13 protein-coding genes are annotated in these 16,675 nt (G+C 59.6%); 6 read left to right on the forward strand and 7 right to left on the reverse strand.

Translation table 11 applies throughout. The annotated features are described in order from the left end of the window. The first annotated feature begins 206 nt into the window (after positions 1–206). Positions 207–1,346, forward strand: coding sequence for a Gfo/Idh/MocA family protein (locus BLS87_RS24630; RefSeq protein ID WP_074756618.1), 1,140 nt, complete (start codon positions 207–209; stop codon positions 1,344–1,346). A gap of 252 nt (positions 1,347–1,598) precedes the next feature. Further along, a complete protein-coding gene (locus BLS87_RS24635; RefSeq protein ID WP_074756620.1) occupies positions 1,599–2,378 on the forward strand; it encodes a TSUP family transporter in 780 nt (259 codons plus the stop codon). Here the strand turns inward: BLS87_RS24635 and nudC are convergent. Together nudC and BLS87_RS24645 are read right to left on the reverse strand one after the other, a co-directional pair. After that, positions 2,334–3,182: an NAD(+) diphosphatase gene (gene nudC, locus BLS87_RS24640; RefSeq protein WP_074756622.1), complete on the reverse strand. Its 849-nt coding sequence runs from the start codon at positions 3,180–3,182 to the stop codon at positions 2,334–2,336. The two genes, BLS87_RS24635 and nudC, sit on opposite strands and share 45 nt — an antisense overlap. A gap of 92 nt (positions 3,183–3,274) precedes the next feature. After that, the gene (locus BLS87_RS24645) at positions 3,275–4,087 is read right to left on the reverse strand and encodes a crotonase/enoyl-CoA hydratase family protein (protein WP_074756624.1); all 813 of its coding nucleotides are present in this window, start codon (positions 4,085–4,087) and stop codon (positions 3,275–3,277) included. A 281-nt stretch (positions 4,088–4,368) separates the two neighbouring features. On the opposite strand from BLS87_RS24645, the gene BLS87_RS24650 reads away from it, so the two are divergent. Continuing rightward, a complete protein-coding gene (locus tag BLS87_RS24650) occupies positions 4,369–5,853 on the forward strand; it encodes an ATPase domain-containing protein (protein ID WP_074756626.1) in 1,485 nt (494 codons plus the stop codon). Next, entirely contained in the window at positions 5,850–7,880 is a 2,031-nt protein-coding gene (locus BLS87_RS24655) for a response regulator (protein WP_074756628.1), read from the forward strand. Before BLS87_RS24650 ends, BLS87_RS24655 begins: the two co-directional genes overlap by 4 nt. 137 nt (positions 7,881–8,017) lie before the next feature. Here BLS87_RS24655 and BLS87_RS24660 read toward each other — a convergent pair whose 3' ends face one another. The 5 genes from BLS87_RS24660 to BLS87_RS24680 all read right to left on the reverse strand — a co-directional run bounded on the left by BLS87_RS24660 (position 8,018) and on the right by BLS87_RS24680 (position 14,719). Next, on the reverse strand, positions 8,018–8,395 hold the full coding sequence (locus BLS87_RS24660; protein ID WP_062381871.1) for a response regulator: 378 nt from the start codon (positions 8,393–8,395) through the stop codon (positions 8,018–8,020). A gap of 167 nt (positions 8,396–8,562) precedes the next feature. Next, positions 8,563–9,744 carry a hybrid sensor histidine kinase/response regulator gene (locus tag BLS87_RS24665; RefSeq protein ID WP_074756630.1) on the reverse strand — a complete coding sequence of 394 codons (1,182 nt, stop codon included), beginning with the start codon at positions 9,742–9,744 and terminating at the stop codon, positions 8,563–8,565. Next, positions 9,738–10,355, reverse strand: a complete 618-nt coding sequence (locus BLS87_RS24670; protein ID WP_074756632.1) for a chemotaxis protein CheB — start codon at positions 10,353–10,355, stop codon at positions 9,738–9,740. Before BLS87_RS24670 ends, BLS87_RS24665 begins: the two co-directional genes overlap by 7 nt. After that, entirely contained in the window at positions 10,352–11,173 is an 822-nt protein-coding gene (locus tag BLS87_RS24675) for a CheR family methyltransferase (RefSeq protein ID WP_074756634.1), read from the reverse strand. Before BLS87_RS24675 ends, BLS87_RS24670 begins: the two co-directional genes overlap by 4 nt. Positions 11,174–11,221: 48 nt before the next feature. Continuing rightward, a complete protein-coding gene (locus tag BLS87_RS24680) occupies positions 11,222–14,719 on the reverse strand; it encodes a response regulator (RefSeq protein WP_074756636.1) in 3,498 nt (1,165 codons plus the stop codon). Positions 14,720–15,004: 285 nt separating this feature from the next. Between BLS87_RS24680 and BLS87_RS24685 the strand changes: the two genes are divergently transcribed. Continuing rightward, positions 15,005–15,367, forward strand: a complete 363-nt coding sequence (locus BLS87_RS24685; protein WP_074756638.1) for a response regulator — start codon at positions 15,005–15,007, stop codon at positions 15,365–15,367. Further along, positions 15,357–16,661, forward strand: coding sequence for a glycosyltransferase (locus BLS87_RS24690; protein WP_074756640.1), 1,305 nt, complete (start codon positions 15,357–15,359; stop codon positions 16,659–16,661). The genes BLS87_RS24685 and BLS87_RS24690 overlap by 11 nt, the downstream gene beginning before the upstream one ends. Positions 16,662–16,675: the final 14 nt, after the last annotated feature.

Genomic DNA, 16,675 nt, shown 5'->3' on the forward strand with positions numbered 1-16,675 from the left:
CAGGCGTTGCGACCCTCAAGAGGCGGACTAATACCACTGGCTTGAGAACCACAGAATCTCGCAGAGGTGTTCCAAACCTGCTCATTCGCTGACTGCCTTTCAGATTGAGGTCAATGTGAGGTTTTTCTGATGGAATAAAGATTCCATCCCACCTTCTCAGCGAATACATTTTCCGCACAACAACAACCCTTCAAGGACACGCTGTTATGCGCGAATCGTTTCTTCCGGATCTTGGCGTCGGCCTGATCGGTACGGGTTTCATGGGACGGGCACACGCCTTGGCTTTTCACAATGCCCGCACCACCTTCGAACTCCCGGTCAACCTCAAACTTGTCGCATTGGCGGATGCCGATGCTGGCCGAGCCGAGCAGTGTGCCCGATCCTGGGGCTTTGATCGCAGTCATGCTGACTGGCAACAGCTCATCAGCGACCCGAGCGTGCAACTGGTGGCCATCACCACGCCCAATCACCTGCACTTTCCCATGGCGATGGCCGCGCTCGAGGCGGGCAAAGCCGTGTACTGCGAGAAACCACTCGCCGTCAGCCTCGAACAGGCGCGGGAGATGCAACGCGCGGCAAAGGCTGCCGGCGTGGTGACGCGGGTCGGTTACAACTATCAGCACAACCCGATGATTGGCCTGGCCCGGCAGATGATCGAAAGCGGCGATCTTGGGCAGATCGTCAGCTTTCAAGGCGAGTTCAGCGAGGACTTCATGGGCGATCCCCAGCAGCCCTGGTCGTGGCGCTGCGAACAGGCCCATGCCGGTGGCGCATTGGCAGACCTCGGCAGTCATCTGCTAGCCATGGCCCGCTACCTGCTGGGTGATGTCGAAGCGGTGTGCGCAGATTCCCAGACGGTTCATGCACAGCGCCCGGCCACCCACGGCAGTCAGGAGCAGCGGCCGATCGCCATCGACGATCAGACCTACGCCCTGCTGCGCTTTGCCAACGGTGCGCGGGGCACGTTTGGCAGCAGCTGGCTCAAGCACGGCTACAAAAACCACCTCAGCTTCGAGATCAGCGGCACCAAGGGCACGCTCTCCTTCGATCAGGAACGCCTGAACGAGTTACGGCTGTATCGCGCTGGCGCACCGGGCCACGATGGTTTTCAACGGATTCTGGCGGGGCCGACGCAATCGGGCTATGCCGCCTTCTGCCCCGCGCCCGGGCATCAACTGGGTTACAACGAACTGAAGACACTGGAAGTGCATGCGTTGATTCAGGCGCTGTGCGGACTAGGCAACGAAGGCCCCGATTTCGCCGAAGCGCTGGAGGTAGAGCGTCTGGCGACCGCGATTCGCGTGGCGGCGAAAGAGATGCGTTGGGTGAAGGTGTCGGATATTTGAACCCGCCATAGCCAGCAACGCTGGCATCGGTATGGGAATGCATCCCCCTGTGGGAGCGAATTCATTCGCGAATCGGTTTGATGGTCGATGCATTTCCGTCGGATGTACCGGCCTCTCGCGAATGAATTGGCTTCCACAACTAAGGTGTTCGTCCTGACAGGTCGATTCGCCCTGCAATACGCTCCGCGTTATAGGTAGAATGCCGCGCTTCCGGGCAGCCATTCTGCCTGACTGCCCAGTAAGCCCTTATCCATGCCGTTTGAACTGACCGTTGAACCCACCACGCTCGTGGTGCTCGCCCTTGTCGCTTTTGTCGCCGGCTTCATCGATGCCATTGCCGGTGGCGGAGGTCTGTTGACCACCCCTGCTCTGCTGACCGCTGGGCTGCCGCCGCACCTGGTGCTGGGCACCAACAAACTCAGCTCGACGTTTGGCTCGGCGACCGCAGGTTTTACGTTCTATCGGCGCAAACTGTTTCACCCGAAGCAGTGGACGCGCGGCCTGATTGGCACTGCGGTCGGTTCGTTGATCGGTGCAGTCGTCGCGCATTACCTGCCCGCCGAGCTTTTGAACCAGATGCTCCCGGTCATCGTCTTCGGCTGCGGGCTCTACCTGTTGTTCGGCGGAACGCCCAAAGCACCGCTCGACAGTGACGCCCCGATCAACACCAAATGGCAACTGCCGCAAGGGCTTGGCCTGGGCTTCTATGATGGCGTAGCAGGGCCGGGAACCGGCGCGTTCTGGACGGTGAGCACGTTGCTCATGTACCCGGTCGATCTGGTCAAGGCCAGCGGCGTGGCGCGCAGCATGAACTTCGTCAGCAACGCAGCTGCCCTGACGATATTCGCCATCAATGGGTCGGTGGACTGGGCCATCGGCCTGTGCATGGGCTCAGCCTTGATGGTCGGCGCGTTTCTAGGCGCCAGAACGGCGATTCAGGGCGGCGCGAAGTTCATCCGCCCTGTTTTTATTACCGTGGTGCTGGGTTTAACCGTCCGCCTGGCCTGGCAACACTGGTTCGGCGGCGCCTGATTTCTGCGCCAGGTACAGGTCGATCAGGTAACGCGCAATGGAGCGGCTGGCCGGTAAAGGCGGCATGTCGTGAATGCTGAACCATTGCGCATCTTCGATCTCGTCCGCCTGCGGCACGATCTCGCCACTGTCGTATTCGGCATGAAAGCCCAGCATCATCGAGTGCGGGAACGGCCAGCACTGGCTGCCCTTGTACTGGATGTTCTTGACCTTGATCTGCACTTCTTCCATGACCTCACGGCGCACGCAGTCCTCGGCGGACTCGCCCGGCTCGGCGAAGCCGGCCAGCGTGCTGTACACGCCTGGCACAAAGCGCGGCGAACGGGCCAGCAACACCTCGTCGCCACGGGTGATCAACACGATCATGCTGGGTGAGATCCGCGGGTACGAACGCAGGTCGCAGTCCTTGCAATACATCGCGCGCTCGCGCGGTACTTGCTGCATCGGCTGACCGCAACTGCCGCAGAACCGATGTTCCCGCGCCCAGGTGCTGATCTGCGCCGCATAACCCAGTTTCTGAAAAACATCCGCATCGTCGGCCAGCATGAACTGGCGCAACGTATGCCAACTCGTGCCCTCCAGCTCCACTGGGTGCCTGAGGACCTGCACGTAGACGGGCTCGCCGTCGAAATGGCCGATACCGTGCTCGCTGATCAGCGGCAACGCCTGACGTTTGAGCCACTCGCGGGGGAACATCACCCCGTTGCCATCCCGCAGAAAACCCTGATCACTGTGGACCACGGCCCACCCGCCCGCTGCCTGTGTGTCCAGCACAGCGGTGGTCCAACGCCTGGGGCGCGTCATGCAAGAACTCCTCTAGTCAGCGACCTGCACCGCCCGAGGCTCCGCACGAGAGGCTCAACGGCAACAGGCGCCGGCGAAATCGGGTTCGCCGGTCAATTATCGAAGACCGGCTTCTGTTTGCCCATGTGAGCAACCATCGCCAGCTTCAGGTCCGCCGATTGCAACATGGCAGCGTTCCACGTGGCAACGTATTCGAGACCATCGTCCACACTGTGATCGCGCATATAACCGATCATGCGTTTGCTGCCGCTGATGGCGATCGGGGATTTGGCGGCGATTTCACGGGCGATCTCGAAGACGCCGTCCAGCAACTGCGGCAGATCGGCGAACGTGCGGTTGACCAAGCCGATGCGCAAAGCTTCGTCGGCCTTGACGTTACGTCCGGTGTACGCCATCTCGCGCATCATGCCGTCGCCAATCAAGCGTGGCAGTCGCTGCAGGGTGCCCACGTCGGCCGCCATGCCCATGTCGATCTCGCGAATGGAAAACAGCGCGTCGTCCGCCGCGTAGCGCATGTCGCAGGCGCTGATCAGGTCGATGGCGCCGCCGATGCAGTAGCCCTGCACGGCGGCCAGTACCGGTTTGCTGCAACGGTCCACCACACTGAATGACGCCTGCATCTGCAGGATCTTGCGACGCAACAACCGTGCGTTGCGACCTACATCCTTGCCAAGCTCATTGGCGATCGAGGCAAGCATCATCAGGTCAATGCCCGACGAAAAATGCTTGCCCGCACCGCTGAGCACCACGACACGCACCTCGTCCGTGTCTTCGATCCATTGAAAAATGTCGATGATCTCGCGCCAGAACGCCGCGTTCATGGCGTTGATCTTCTCCGGACGATTGATCTGCACGTGGGCGATGTGATCGGTGAGCTCGACCTTGAAAGCGCTGTAATCAGACACGGCGAGAATCCTTGAGGGGTCTGTAGGGAGAAATCCATGACGCCGGACTATATCAACAGCCGATAACCGTCGCAGGCCACGGTTGTGCCATTTGCCGGACTCCAACGGGCGTTTCGTCGGGACAGATCGCAGTTTGCCACTGGAAAAACTGAACGGTTACAAATGGCTACGGTCCAGAGTGATGGCAGTGCAGAACCAGAATCTCCTGGTCATCGCCGCTGCCACGGGCAGCCGTGCAACCTTCGGCACCCACCCTTTCTCAGGTCGCAAGAGGGCGATTCTTGACTACATCAAAAGCGGCAACCGGCATCGTGGGCCTGGACGACATCCTTGCGGGGGGTCTTTCACGCAGTCATGTATTTCTTCTTGAGGGAGAACCCGGAACCGGTAAGACCACCGTTGCGCTGCAGTTTCTGCTGGCGGGCGCGGCGGCGGACGAACGCTGTCTTTACATCACGCTGTCAGAAACCGAACGCGAGCTGCGCGACGGCGCCAAATCCCATGGCTGGGACCTGGGTGAACACATCCACGTGTTCGAGCTGACGCCACCTGAAGATCTGCTCAATGCGGAGCACCAGCAAAGCCTGTTGTATTCGTCGGACCTTGAACTGGGCGAAGCCACCAAACAGATTTTCGAGGTGGTTGAACGGGTCAAGCCCAAGCGAGTCATCATCGACAGCCTGTCGGAAATCCGTCTGCTGGCGCAAAGCTCGTTGCGCTATCGCCGGCAGATCCTGGCGATCAAGCACTATTTTGCCCGCTACGACGCCACGGTGATCCTGTTGGACGACTTGACGACCGAGGCTCTGGACAAGACCGTGCACAGTGTGGCGCACGGCGTGATCCGCCTTGAAGAGTTGACGCCCACTTACGGTGCCGAGCGTCGGCGTCTGCGGGTGGTCAAGTACCGAGGGCAGAAGTACCGTGGTGGTTACCACGATTTCAACATCATGGAAGACGGTATCCACGTCTTCCCCCGCCTCGTGGCAGCCGAACACCGCAGCAGATACGAGAGCAAAACGATCAGCAGCAACATTCCCGAGCTGGATGCGCTGCTGGGCGGCGGTATTGACAGCGGCTCCAGCACGTTGATTCTGGGCCCTGCGGGCACTGGCAAATCGTTGATCTCTCTGGTATTCGCAGCCGCGGCCGTGGCAAGGGGTGAAAAAGTCGGGCTGTTCATTTTCGATGAAGAACTGGGCTTGCTGTTCGAGCGCATGAAAAAAGTCGGCATCGATCTGGACGCCTTGCAGCGCACCGGCAACCTGCTGATCGAGCAAGTCGACGCCGCCGAACTGTCACCGGGCGAATTTTCGCATCGCGTGCGCCGCAGTGTGGATGAGAAACACATTCGTACCGTGGTCATCGACAGCCTCAACGGTTATCAGGCGGCGATGCCGGAAGAGAACGCTCTGGTGCTGCACATGCACGAACTGCTGCTCTACCTGAACCGTCAAGGCGCCTCGACGTTCATGACCGTGGCGCAACACGGCCTGGTCGGTGACATGCGCTCTCCCGTGGACATTACCTACCTGGCCGACACCGTGGTGCTGTTGCGTTATTTCGAAGCGCTGGGCAAAGTGCGTCGCGCGATCTCCATCATCAAGAAACGTACGGGCACCCATGAATCGACCATCCGTGAATACCGCATCAGTGGCACCGGTTTGAAAATCGGCGCCCCACTGGAAGCCTTTCAAGGCGTATTACGCGGCGTGCCGCATTATTCCGGCGAGAGCAATCCGCTGCTGCGGGATGAGGACGTGTGAGTACACCGGGACAGCTATCGGAACGCGCAGTGATCCTGGCGCCTCGCGGGAGGGACAGCCAGATTGCCTTGATGATCCTGCAGGAAGCAGGTTTCCCGGCACTCATCACCCACGACCTGGCCGGCCTGTGCAAGGAGCTCATGTCCGGCGCAGGCCTCGCCATCGTCGCGGACGAAGCCCTACGCGGGGCCGACCTTAATCCCTTGCTGAGCCTGCTGGCCAACCAGCCTGCATGGTCGGATGTGCCGATCGTGCTCCTGACCCACCACGGCGGGCCGGAGCAGAATCCTTCCTCACGACTGGGCAAGATGCTCGGCAATGTCACCTTTCTTGAACGTCCCTTTCATCCGGCAACGCTGGTCAGCCTGGTCTCCACTGCTGTCCGGGGCCGTCGACGTCAGTACGAAGCGCGCAGCCGCATGGAAGACCTGGTCGAAGGCGAGCAGCGTCTTCAGCACGCGCTCAAGGCCGGTCGGCTGGGGTCCTGGCAACTGGAAGCCGAGTTCCTCGAACTGGCCTGTTCGGACATCAGCAAGGTCCACTTCGGGCGCAGCGAACAGACGCCCTTTACCTACCCTGAATGGCTCGAGTCGGTATTCCCCGAAGACCAGCCGCGTATGCAGTCCGCTTTGCAGCACAGCCTGGACACGGGCGATGACTTCATCATCGAGTTTCGTAACGTGTGGGCCGACGGTTCTCTGCATTGGGTGGACGTACGTGCCCGAGCGATCCGGGCGCGCAATGGCCGGGTCAGTCTGCTGGCCGGCGTGACCTCGGACATCACGGAACGAAAACTTGCCGAAACCCAGTTGCGCCGCCTTAACGAAACCCTCGAGCAACAGGTCGAAGAGCGCACCTCGCAACTGCGGCACAACGAAGAAGTCCTGCGTCAATCGCAAAAGATGGAAGCCGTCGGGCAACTCACGGGCGGTATCGCTCACGACTTCAACAACATGCTCACCGGCATCATTGGCAGCCTGGAATTGCTCAGGCGCCGACTGGCGCGCGGCAAAACCGAAGACCTGGACGGCCTGATCGACCTGGGTGTGACCTCCGCCAATCGCGCCGCTGCCCTCACCCATCGCTTACTGGCGTTCTCTCGACGGCAATCGCTGGATTCGAAGCCTGTGGAGATGAACGAGCTGGTCAATTCCATGGGCGAGTTGCTGCATCGCAGCGTCAACGAAAGCATTCGCCTGGACATGTGTCTGGAACCGGAGCTGTGGACGGCCGAAGCCGATCCCAACCAACTGGAAAGCGCCCTGCTCAACCTGGTGCTCAACGCCCGGGATGCCATGCCCAACGGCGGCATGCTGATGATCGAGACCTTCAATCGCAAGCTGGACCGTGACTTCACCAATGCCTACGAGAACCTGCTGCCGGGTGATTACGTGGTGCTCAGCGTGACCGACACCGGTTCCGGCATGCCGGAGAACGTAATCAGCCGCGCGTTCGACCCGTTCTTTACCACCAAGCCCATCGGTCAGGGGACCGGGCTCGGGTTATCGATGATCTATGGCTTTACCAAGCAGTCACACGGCCATGTGTCCATCGAAAGCCAGGTCGGGCACGGCACCACGGTGCAATTGTTTCTTCCGCGTTTCCACGGCAACAAGCAAGAAGACGAAGCCGACGCTCAGAGCCAGGAAGTCGAAGCCCGTGCAGGCGAAACCATTCTGATCGTCGAGGACGATCCTGCGGTCCGCGCCTTGGTGAGCCAGGTGCTGGGCGAGTTGGGCTATGCGTGGCTGGAAGCCGCAGACGCGGTGGGTGCAGTGCCGATCCTGGAGTCCGGTCAGCGCATCGACCTGATGATCAGTGACGTCGGCCTGCCCGGCATGAACGGGCGCCAACTGGCCGATATCGGCCGCCAGATGCGCCCGGACCTCAAGGTGCTGTTCATCACCGGCTACGCGGAGAACGCGGGCGTACGCGCAGGGTTTCTCGACACCGGCATGCAGATGATCACCAAACCATTCGCATTCGATCAGTTGACCGCCAAGGTGCGGGAGATGATTGAGGATTGAGCGCTGAGGCGCTACGCGTGCCTGCTGTGGGAGCGAATTTATTCGCGAAGGGTCCGTACAGTCGATGACTCTCTATCGTCTGGACCCTTTTCGCAAATGAATTCGCTCCCACCGGGGCAGCGGCCAGGCGCGGCAAACTAATTCAACAACTGCTGAATCTGCGAGTGCAAGGTGTCCATGGTGAACGGCTTGGCCAGAATCGGCGCCTTGCGCGCAATCGGGCTGCCGGACTCGACGATTTCGGCCGGGTAACCGCTGATGAAGATCACCTTCAGCTCGGGTCGCAACTTGACCGCAGGCTCGGCGATCATCACCCCTGAGACACCGCCGGGCAGGCGGTAGTCGGTGATCATCAGGTCCAGGTGCGGTTTGGTGGCGAGGATTTCAAATGCCTGTTCGCCGTTTTCCGCCTGCAACACCCGATACCCCTCGCCCGACAAGTAGTCGGACAGCAGCATCAGAATAAGCGGCTCGTCCTCGACGATGAGTACGACATTTTCTGCATCAGAGCTCATTGGAACGCCTTCGATCTTGTAGATAGCTGCCATTACGACCATGGGCCGCGCTGGAGGTTGCGCAGAAAAATCAGTTATTTATCTTAATGGTCTTGAGTGCCCGGCGCCGGTGACAGAAAACCTGACCTGCACCGCTCTGGCCCGTACCTGCAGGGCCAGGAACGCCCTTAAAGCGGCAAGCTGACGCGGAACAGCGAACCGCAGCCTTCTTCACTTTCAACGCTGATCGTGCCGCCGTGAGCCGCCACAATCTGATCGGAAATGAACAACCCCAATCCGAGTCCCGACACCGCATGACTGGCCGACACGCGCTCGAACTGCTGGAAGATGCGCTTCTGGTTCTCGGCACTGATGCCGATCCCCTGGTCCTTCACTTCCACCCGAGCTTCACTGCCCTCGCTGTACACGCGCACCTGGATGGGCTTGTGAGCGCCATAACGCAGGGCATTGGTCAGCAGATTCGCCACCACCTGCTCGATGCGGAACTCGTCCCAGACACCGATCACAGGCTCGCTGGCGTGCAGGGTCACGACGCTTTCGGCCGCAGCAATCTGCGCAGCGTAGCTTTCCACCAGATTGACCACCAGTTCCGACAGATCGAAGGGGCTGGTGCGGATCGACAGCTTGCCGGTCCGGATGCGCGACACATCAAGCATGTCCTCGATCAAACGAATCAGGCTCTGGATCTGCCGCTCGTCGCGATCGACCATAGCCTTGAGCTTGTCCATGGTAAACGCCGAGGCGTTGTCCTTGGCCAGGTGCAACTTGCGCAGCTGGGTTTCGAGGATCAGGCCGTTCAACGGCGTGCGCACCTCATGGGAAACGATCGACATGAAATCATCGCGCATGCGGATCGCGTGCTCGAGTTCGTTCTGTGTCGATTTCAACTCGCGCAGCAGCGCTTCCTGCTCCTGACGGCTGCGCTCGAGCTCTTCGACCTGCTGCTTCATCGCCTTGCGTTGGCGATACAGGTCGACGAACACGTTGACCTTGCTCTTCACCGCATGGATATCCAGCGGTTTGTGCAGGAAGTCGACCGCGCCGCTTTCGTAGCCCTTGAAGGCGTAGTTCAGTTCGCGCCCGGCCGCACTGACGAAGACGATTGGAATGCTCTTGGTCTTTTCAGTACCGCGCATCATTTCCGCAAGCTCGAAGCCATTCATGCCTGGCATCTGCACATCGAGAATCGCCATGGCGAACTCGTGCTCCAGCAACAACGACAGCGCCTCGTCGGCCGACAGCGCCTTGTACACCTGCCGGTCCTCGCGTTTGATCAACGCTTCGAGCGCGAGCAGGTTTTCCGGCAGATCGTCGACGATCAGCAACTTCGCTTTGATTTCACTCAACATGCAATTCGTTCCAGCTCGACAAGCAATAGACCAATGTCGGGCAAAGGCAGGAGAAAGTCTGGTGTGTGCAAGGCCAGCGCTGCGTCGGGCATGGTACGCGCCAACGCCAGGGCCGGGTCCTGGACCACGGTAAGACCACCGTATTCCTTGATTCGTGCCATTCCCTGGGCACCATCGTTGTTGGCACCGGTCAACAACACCCCTGCGAGCCTGCCGTCATACGCATCGGCCGCCGATTCGAAGAGAAAATCGACACTGGGGCGCGAGTGATACACACGCTCCTCCTGGCTGAACGACAACGTGAAGTCCGACTCCACAGAGAGGTGATAACCGGGCGCCGCAAAATAGAGGGTTCCGGGGACGATGGATTCCTTGTCGTCCGCTTCCTTGACCGGTATTGCCAACTGCGCGCGGAACACGTCCGCCAGCAAGCTGCGACGCTCCTCGGGCAGATGCAGGACCGCAATGATCGGAAGCCCGAACCCCTTCGGCAACGGGCGAAAAATTTTTAGCAACGCCTCGACACCGCCCGCAGACGCGCCAACGACGATTACGTCGACCCTGGGCAGCGCAGGCTGATCCGGGGCGGTGCCCGGAAAGGACGTTCTCATGATTTTCGGTAGATCCGCTCTTGCTTGACCAAGGGCTCGAAGTGATCTTTATAGCCGGAAAACTCCAGGGTTTCCTTGCTGCCGAGCACCAGAAATCCGCGGTGACACAAGGACTCATGAAACAAACCGAACGCCCGGTCCTGCAACTTCTTGTTGAAGTAGATCAGCACATTGCGACAGGAGATCAACTGGGTTTCAGAGAACACGCTGTCAGTGGCCAGGCTGTGATCGGCGAAGGTCACGTTTTCCCGCAGCGTCTTGTCGAAAATCGCGTAATCGTAAGCGGCCGTGTAGTACTCGGAAAACAACCGTTTGCCACCCGCCTTGAGGTAGTTCTCGTTGTAGGCGCGGATGTTTTCCATCGAGAAAATGCCTTGCTTGGCTTTTTCAAGAGATGTGGGGTTGATGTCGGTCGCATAGATGATCGTGCGGTCGAGCAGTCCTTCCTCACGCAGCAGAATGGCCATCGAGTAGACCTCTTCACCCGTGCTGCATCCGGCGATCCAGATTTTCAGCGAGGGATAGGTCTTGAGCAGCGGCACCACTTCCTGACGGATCGCCAGGAAGTGGGTCGGGTCACGAAACATCTCGCTGACCGGTATCGTCAGGAACTGCAACAACTGCATGAACGCCGAAGGATCGTGGAGCACACGTTCCTGCAAGGCGGAGATGGTCTTCAACTCGAACTGACGCAGGGCATGGGCGACACGTCGTTTGACCGACGCGCCCGAGTAATCGCGGAAGTCGTAGCTGTATTTCAGATAGATCGCCTCAATCAACAAGCGCAATTCGATATCGGTATTTCGCTCATTGGCCATCGATAAAACCTGGTCTTTCTGCGGGCGTGGTCAATTGATCCGATCCATTCAGATACGTTCCATTTTCGGCAGCCACACGCGAATCAGCGAGAACAGACGATCCAGATCGATCGGCTTGGCCAGGTAATCGTTCGATCCCGCCTGCATGCAGCGGTCCTGATCGTCCTTCATGGCCTTGGCGGTGACGGCAATGATCGGTAGCTTGCGCCAGCGGGGGTCTTTGCGGATCTCGGCGGTGGCTTCGTAGCCGTCCATCTCAGGCATCATCACGTCCATCAACACCAGATCGATGTCGTCGACCGTGTTGAGCTTCTCGATCGCTTCCAGGCCGTTCCGGCCGACTTCGACGATGGCGCCTTTGTGCTCCAGCGCGCTGGTCAACGCAAAGATGTTGCGCACGTCGTCGTCCACCACGAGGATCTTGCGGCCCTCGAACACCCGGTCGCGGCTGCGTGCGGTCTTGAGCATCTTCTGCCGCTCGTTGGAAAGTTGCGATTCGACCTTGTGCAGGAACAGGGTGACTTCGTCGAGCAGGCGCTCCGGGGAGCGTGCGCCCTTGATGATGATCGTGCGTGAATATTTGAGCAGCTCGGTTTCTTCATCGCGGGTCAGGTTACGCCCGGTATAAACGATGACCGGCGGGAACGCACAGATCTCGTCGGTCGACATGCGTTTGAGCAGGTCATTGCCGAGCATGTCGGGCAGTTTCAGGTCGATGATCATGCAGTCATAGGCATTGTCGCGCAGCAGCTCCAGGGCGTCCTGCGCAAAACCCACCGCAGTGATCTCGACGTCGTCATCGCCGATCAGGCGCGCGATGCTGTCGCGCTGCAAGGCATCGTCTTCGACCAGCAGCACGCGCTTGACCTTCTGAGTCAATTTGGCCTCCAGGCGCGCGAACACGTCCTTGAGCTCTTCGCGCGTGGTCGGCTTGACCGCGTAGCCAATGGCGCCCATCTGCAACGCGGCTTCCTGACGGTCTTCGACGGAGATGACATGCACCGGAATGTGCCGGGTGCTCGGCATCTCTTTCAGGCGCTGCAACACGGTCAGACCGGAATGGTCCGGCAGACGCATGTCCAAAAGAATGGCATCCGGCAAGAAGCTCGACGCCAGATCGAACCCTTCGTCTGCGCCATGGGCGACCAGGCAGTTGTAGCCCAGTTCGTGCGCCAGGTCGTAGAGAATGTGGGCAAAACGCACCTCATCCTCGATCACCAGAATGCAACGCTTGTTGAACGGGGCCTTTTCGCGGTCATCGGCAAATCGCGGAATGGGTTGGCTGACCGGGACAGGCGCCGGTACCGGGGCAACCGGCGCAGGCTTGGGTGCCGCCTGAACGGCGGCAGGCGGCGTCTCCACATACGGGTTCAGCGGATGTTCCACATACTCCTCAGGCAAGACGAGGGTGAAGATACTGCCCTGCCCCGGCGCACTGGTGACCGAAATCGAACCGCCCAGCAGCTTGGCCAGGTCACGGGAAATAGACAAGCCCAGGCCCGTGCCGCCATAGCGGCGGTTGGTGGTCCCGTCGGCCTGACGGAAGGCTTCGAAAATGCTTTCCTGCTGGTCTTCGGCAATGCCGATACCGGAGTCGCGCACGGTAAAGGCGATGCCCTCGCCCGGCTGACGCGACACGGTCAGGCTGACCGCGCCCGCTTCGGTGAATTTGACCGCGTTGGAGAGCAGATTTTTGAGGATCTGTTCCAGACGCTGGCGATCGGTGTACAGCGACACCGGCGCGCCCGGCTGCACTTCCACCGAGAACTGCAATTGCTTGTCGGCCGCCAGCGGCTCGAACGTCATGCGCAGGCCATCGACCAGACGGCTGACGCTGCTGTTTTCCGGGCGCATGTCCAGCTTGCCCGCCTCGACCTTGGAGATGTCGAGAATGTCGTTGATCAGGTTCAACAGGTCGTTGCCGGCGGAATAGATCGATTCGGCAAACTTGACCTGCTCCTCGGTGAGGTTCTCTTGCGGGTTCTCGGCCAGCAGCTTGGCCAGGATCAGCGAGCTGTTCAGCGGTGTGCGCAGCTCGTGCGACATGTTGGCGAGGAATTCGGACTTGTACTTGCTCGACCGCTGCAGTTCGTCGGCCCGCGCTTCGAGCTCGACTTGCGCCACGCTCAGCTCTTCGTTGTTGCGGTCCAGCGCATCACGCTGCTCTGCCAGCGCCTTGCCTTGTTCGGCCAGCTGCTCGTTGGTTTGCTCAAGCTCGGCTTGCTGGGTCTCCAGGTGCGCCTGGGATTCCTTGAGGATCCGCGACTGTTCTTCCAGTTCCTCGTTGGCGGTGCGCAGTTCTTCCTGCTGCACCTGCAGTTCTTCGTTGAGTTGCTGGGTTTCAGCCAGCACTTCCTGGAGACGCTGGCGGTAACGCGCCGCTTCGATGGACGTCCCGACGTTTTCGGCCACCAGTTCAAGGAACTCGAGGTCACGCGCGGTCAGCTCGCGCAGGAAACCCAGTTCGATCACGCCGTTGACCTGATCGTCGTTGCTGGTCGGCACCACCACCACGCTGCGCGGTGAGCCATCGCCCAGGCCCGAGGAGACCTTGAAGTAATCCTGCGGTACGTCGTCCAGCCTGATGATCTGGTCCTGCTCGGCCGCTTTGCCCACCACGCCCTCACCGTTGTAGATCGACTGTTCCTGCAGCTCCTGTTGGCGCGAAAACCCGTAAGAAGCAACACGCACCAGGCCGCCGTGCTCCTGACGCACGTAGACCGCCGCCACCACGGCTCCCAAGTATTGAGCGAAGAACTGCAGCACATTGCGCCCCAGCAGATTCAATGTCAGTTGCCCGATCACTTGCTCGGCAAGCTCGCTCTGACCATTGCGCAGCCATGCAACGTGGGCCAGACGATCGGCGTCTTCCTGTTGGGCCTTGAGGTTGGCGGTGTAGGTGCTGGACAGCGTGGTCATGTCACGGCGCCCTACCCAGGCGAGGATACCGCTGACAATCAGAATGAATACGATGTACAGCGAGACCGAGATTACCGTGGTGTGGGTCACATCGGTATTACGCGTCAGACGCAACTGATGCTCGATATTCGTTGCCTGATCGTACTGTTCACGAATTTCGTCGGCCAGCCGCTTGCCCCGGCGGTTTTGAATCGGTGTTGCGTAATCGCCGTTGGTACGCCGCAGGGTGATCATTTCCTGCGCAAACTGATTCCACGTCTCCTGCATCGCCGCCAGACGTTTGAAGCGGTCGACCTGATCGGGGTTGTCCGCCACCAGGTCTTCCAGGCCTTTGAGCTCGGCAATGATGCTCGGCTTGGCGACTTCATAGGGATCGAGGAAGCGCTCATCGCCCGTCAACAGGAAGCCGCGCATGCCGGTTTCCATGTCCACCGACAGCTTCAGGGAACGGTTGATGTTGTTAATCACCCGATCGGTGTGTTCGACCCACTGGATGACAGATAGCAGGTACGAGATCAGCACAACGAAAAAAGCGCCGCTGAGCACACCGACTGCCAAGGGCAAACTGACGTTGCGGCTTAGAAGTTTGCGGAAACGTTGCTCATCGACTGCAGAGTTTTGGATCATCGCAAGGCCCCAGGGCGAATTCGGCTAAACGACGGAGTTTGCCGTAAACTTCAGCAAAAAACTCCAGCTTCTTACATACAAGATTGAATTTTCAGACTTTAGCTGTAGGACAAAACTCGGCGTACTATACGTTTGAGTGATTCCTTAGCGCCATCACACTCATTTGAATTGTGTCGTTGACGGCGGGAACTTGTCACAATTGCCAGGTCAGTTATTGAGTCGCTATTCAGCTGATCGGACGTACCTTGTCCGATCAGGACCCCGACATTTCCAAGGAAAATTTACATGTCCGACCCAGCCAGCACGATTCTGGTGGTTGAAGATGACGGCATCGTCCGGATGCTGATCGTCGACGTTCTCGAAGAACTCGAATACTGCGTGCTCGAAGCGGCCGACGGTAAAGAGGCAATGGCCTTTCTGCAAAAAACAGACGAGAAGATCGATCTGCTGATGACCGACAAAGGGTTGCCAGACATGGACGGCATCAAATTGGCGAAAAACGCCGCCGAACTGCGACCCTCTCTGCCCATTCTGTTTGCCAGCGGTTACGCCGAAAACATAGAGTTGCCGCCAGGCACACACCTGATCGGCAAGCCGTTCTCCATTGACCAGCTGCGCGACAAAGTGAAAAGCATTCTTGGCCAGTGAACACCTCTCCGCCGACCGCCACACCCATGTCCTGATCATCGGCTACGTATGGCCGGAGCCGCGTTCGTCGGCCGCCAGCGGTCATGTCATGCAATTGATCGACTGTTTCCTCGAGCAGGGCTGGCAAATCACCTTTGCCAGCCCTGCCACCGAGGGCGAGCACAAGGCTGATCTGGCGGCACTGGGCATCACGGAAGTCGCGATCGAGCTGAACAACAGCAGTTTCGACAGTTTTGTCTCTGAACTGCAGCCGGATGTGGTGGTGTTCGACCAGTACGTCATCGAGGAGCAATTCGGCTGGCGGGTCGAGAAACACTGCCCAAACGCCGTGCGTGTACTCGAAACGTCCGACCTGCAAAGCATGCGTCACACCCGTCATCAGTTGATCAAGGACCTGCTACAAGGCCAGCCGGACAGCGAACTCGCGGACTACTTTCAGATGCCCCGAGACACGCTGTTCTCGCACATGTCGGGGACCGACATCGCCCAGCGGGAAATCGCCGCGATCTATCGCAGCGACCTGAGTCTGATGGTGTCGGACATAGAAATCGAGCTGTTGACTGAACAGTTCCGCATGCCCGCCTCCCTGCTGCACTGGGCGCCGTTACTGGTGCGCGAGGTTTCCGAGCAGGCCCCGTCTTTCGAAGCGCGGGAGCATTTCCTGATCATCGGCAATTTTCGACATGCGCCCAACTGGGATGCCGTGCTCTGGCTGAAGAACACGATCTGGCCACTGATTCGTCAGCAGCTACCCACCGCCCACGTGCACGTCTACGGTGCTTACACCCCACCCAAGGCCACGGCGCTGCATAACGCCGCTCAAGGCTTCCACATCATGAACTGGGCCGAAGATGCGCTGGAGGTGATGTCCAGAGCCCGAGTGTCCCTTGCGCCGATACGCTTTGGCGCTGGCATCAAAGGCAAAATCATCGACGCGATGGCCTGTGGCACGCCGACGGTGACCACCCCGATTGGTGCTGAGGCCATGCATGGCGACCTGCCGTTTCCCGGTGCCATCGCCAGCGATGCGCAGACAATCGCCGACGCCGCGGTTCGCCTGTACAAAGATCCATTGCGCTGGGAAGAGGCTCAACGGGCCGGCTGGGCGGTATTGCAGGCGCGGTTCCAGCATAACCGGCACGCGGCCACGCTGATCGAACGTATCAACCAGTTGCGGGACAACCTGTCGGCCCACCGTACGGCCAACTTCACCGGCGCGATGCTTCGTCATCACCAGCACAAGAGCACGCAGTACATGGCGCAGTGGATCGAGGCGAAAAACAAAAACGCCTGAGCGCCAGGCGTTCA

The organism is Pseudomonas abietaniphila (assembly GCF_900100795.1).
GTDB lineage: Bacteria > Pseudomonadota > Gammaproteobacteria > Pseudomonadales > Pseudomonadaceae > Aquipseudomonas > Aquipseudomonas abietaniphila.

What these genes read in the sequence shown, in the direction of transcription:
- BLS87_RS24630 (WP_074756618.1), top strand. Translation starts at nt 207, where the DNA reads ATGCGCGAATCGTTTCTTCCGGATCTTGGCGTCGGCCTGATCGGTACG.
- BLS87_RS24635 (WP_074756620.1), top strand. Translation starts at nt 1,599, where the DNA reads ATGCCGTTTGAACTGACCGTTGAACCCACCACGCTCGTGGTGCTCGCC.
- nudC (WP_074756622.1), bottom strand. Translation starts at nt 3,182, where the DNA reads ATGACGCGCCCCAGGCGTTGGACCACCGCTGTGCTGGACACACAGGCA.
- BLS87_RS24660 (WP_062381871.1), bottom strand. Translation starts at nt 8,395, where the DNA reads ATGAGCTCTGATGCAGAAAATGTCGTACTCATCGTCGAGGACGAGCCG.
- BLS87_RS24665 (WP_074756630.1), bottom strand. Translation starts at nt 9,744, where the DNA reads ATGTTGAGTGAAATCAAAGCGAAGTTGCTGATCGTCGACGATCTGCCG.
- BLS87_RS24670 (WP_074756632.1), bottom strand. Translation starts at nt 10,355, where the DNA reads ATGAGAACGTCCTTTCCGGGCACCGCCCCGGATCAGCCTGCGCTGCCC.
- BLS87_RS24675 (WP_074756634.1), bottom strand. Translation starts at nt 11,173, where the DNA reads ATGGCCAATGAGCGAAATACCGATATCGAATTGCGCTTGTTGATTGAG.
- BLS87_RS24680 (WP_074756636.1), bottom strand. Translation starts at nt 14,719, where the DNA reads ATGATCCAAAACTCTGCAGTCGATGAGCAACGTTTCCGCAAACTTCTA.
- BLS87_RS24685 (WP_074756638.1), top strand. Translation starts at nt 15,005, where the DNA reads ATGTCCGACCCAGCCAGCACGATTCTGGTGGTTGAAGATGACGGCATC.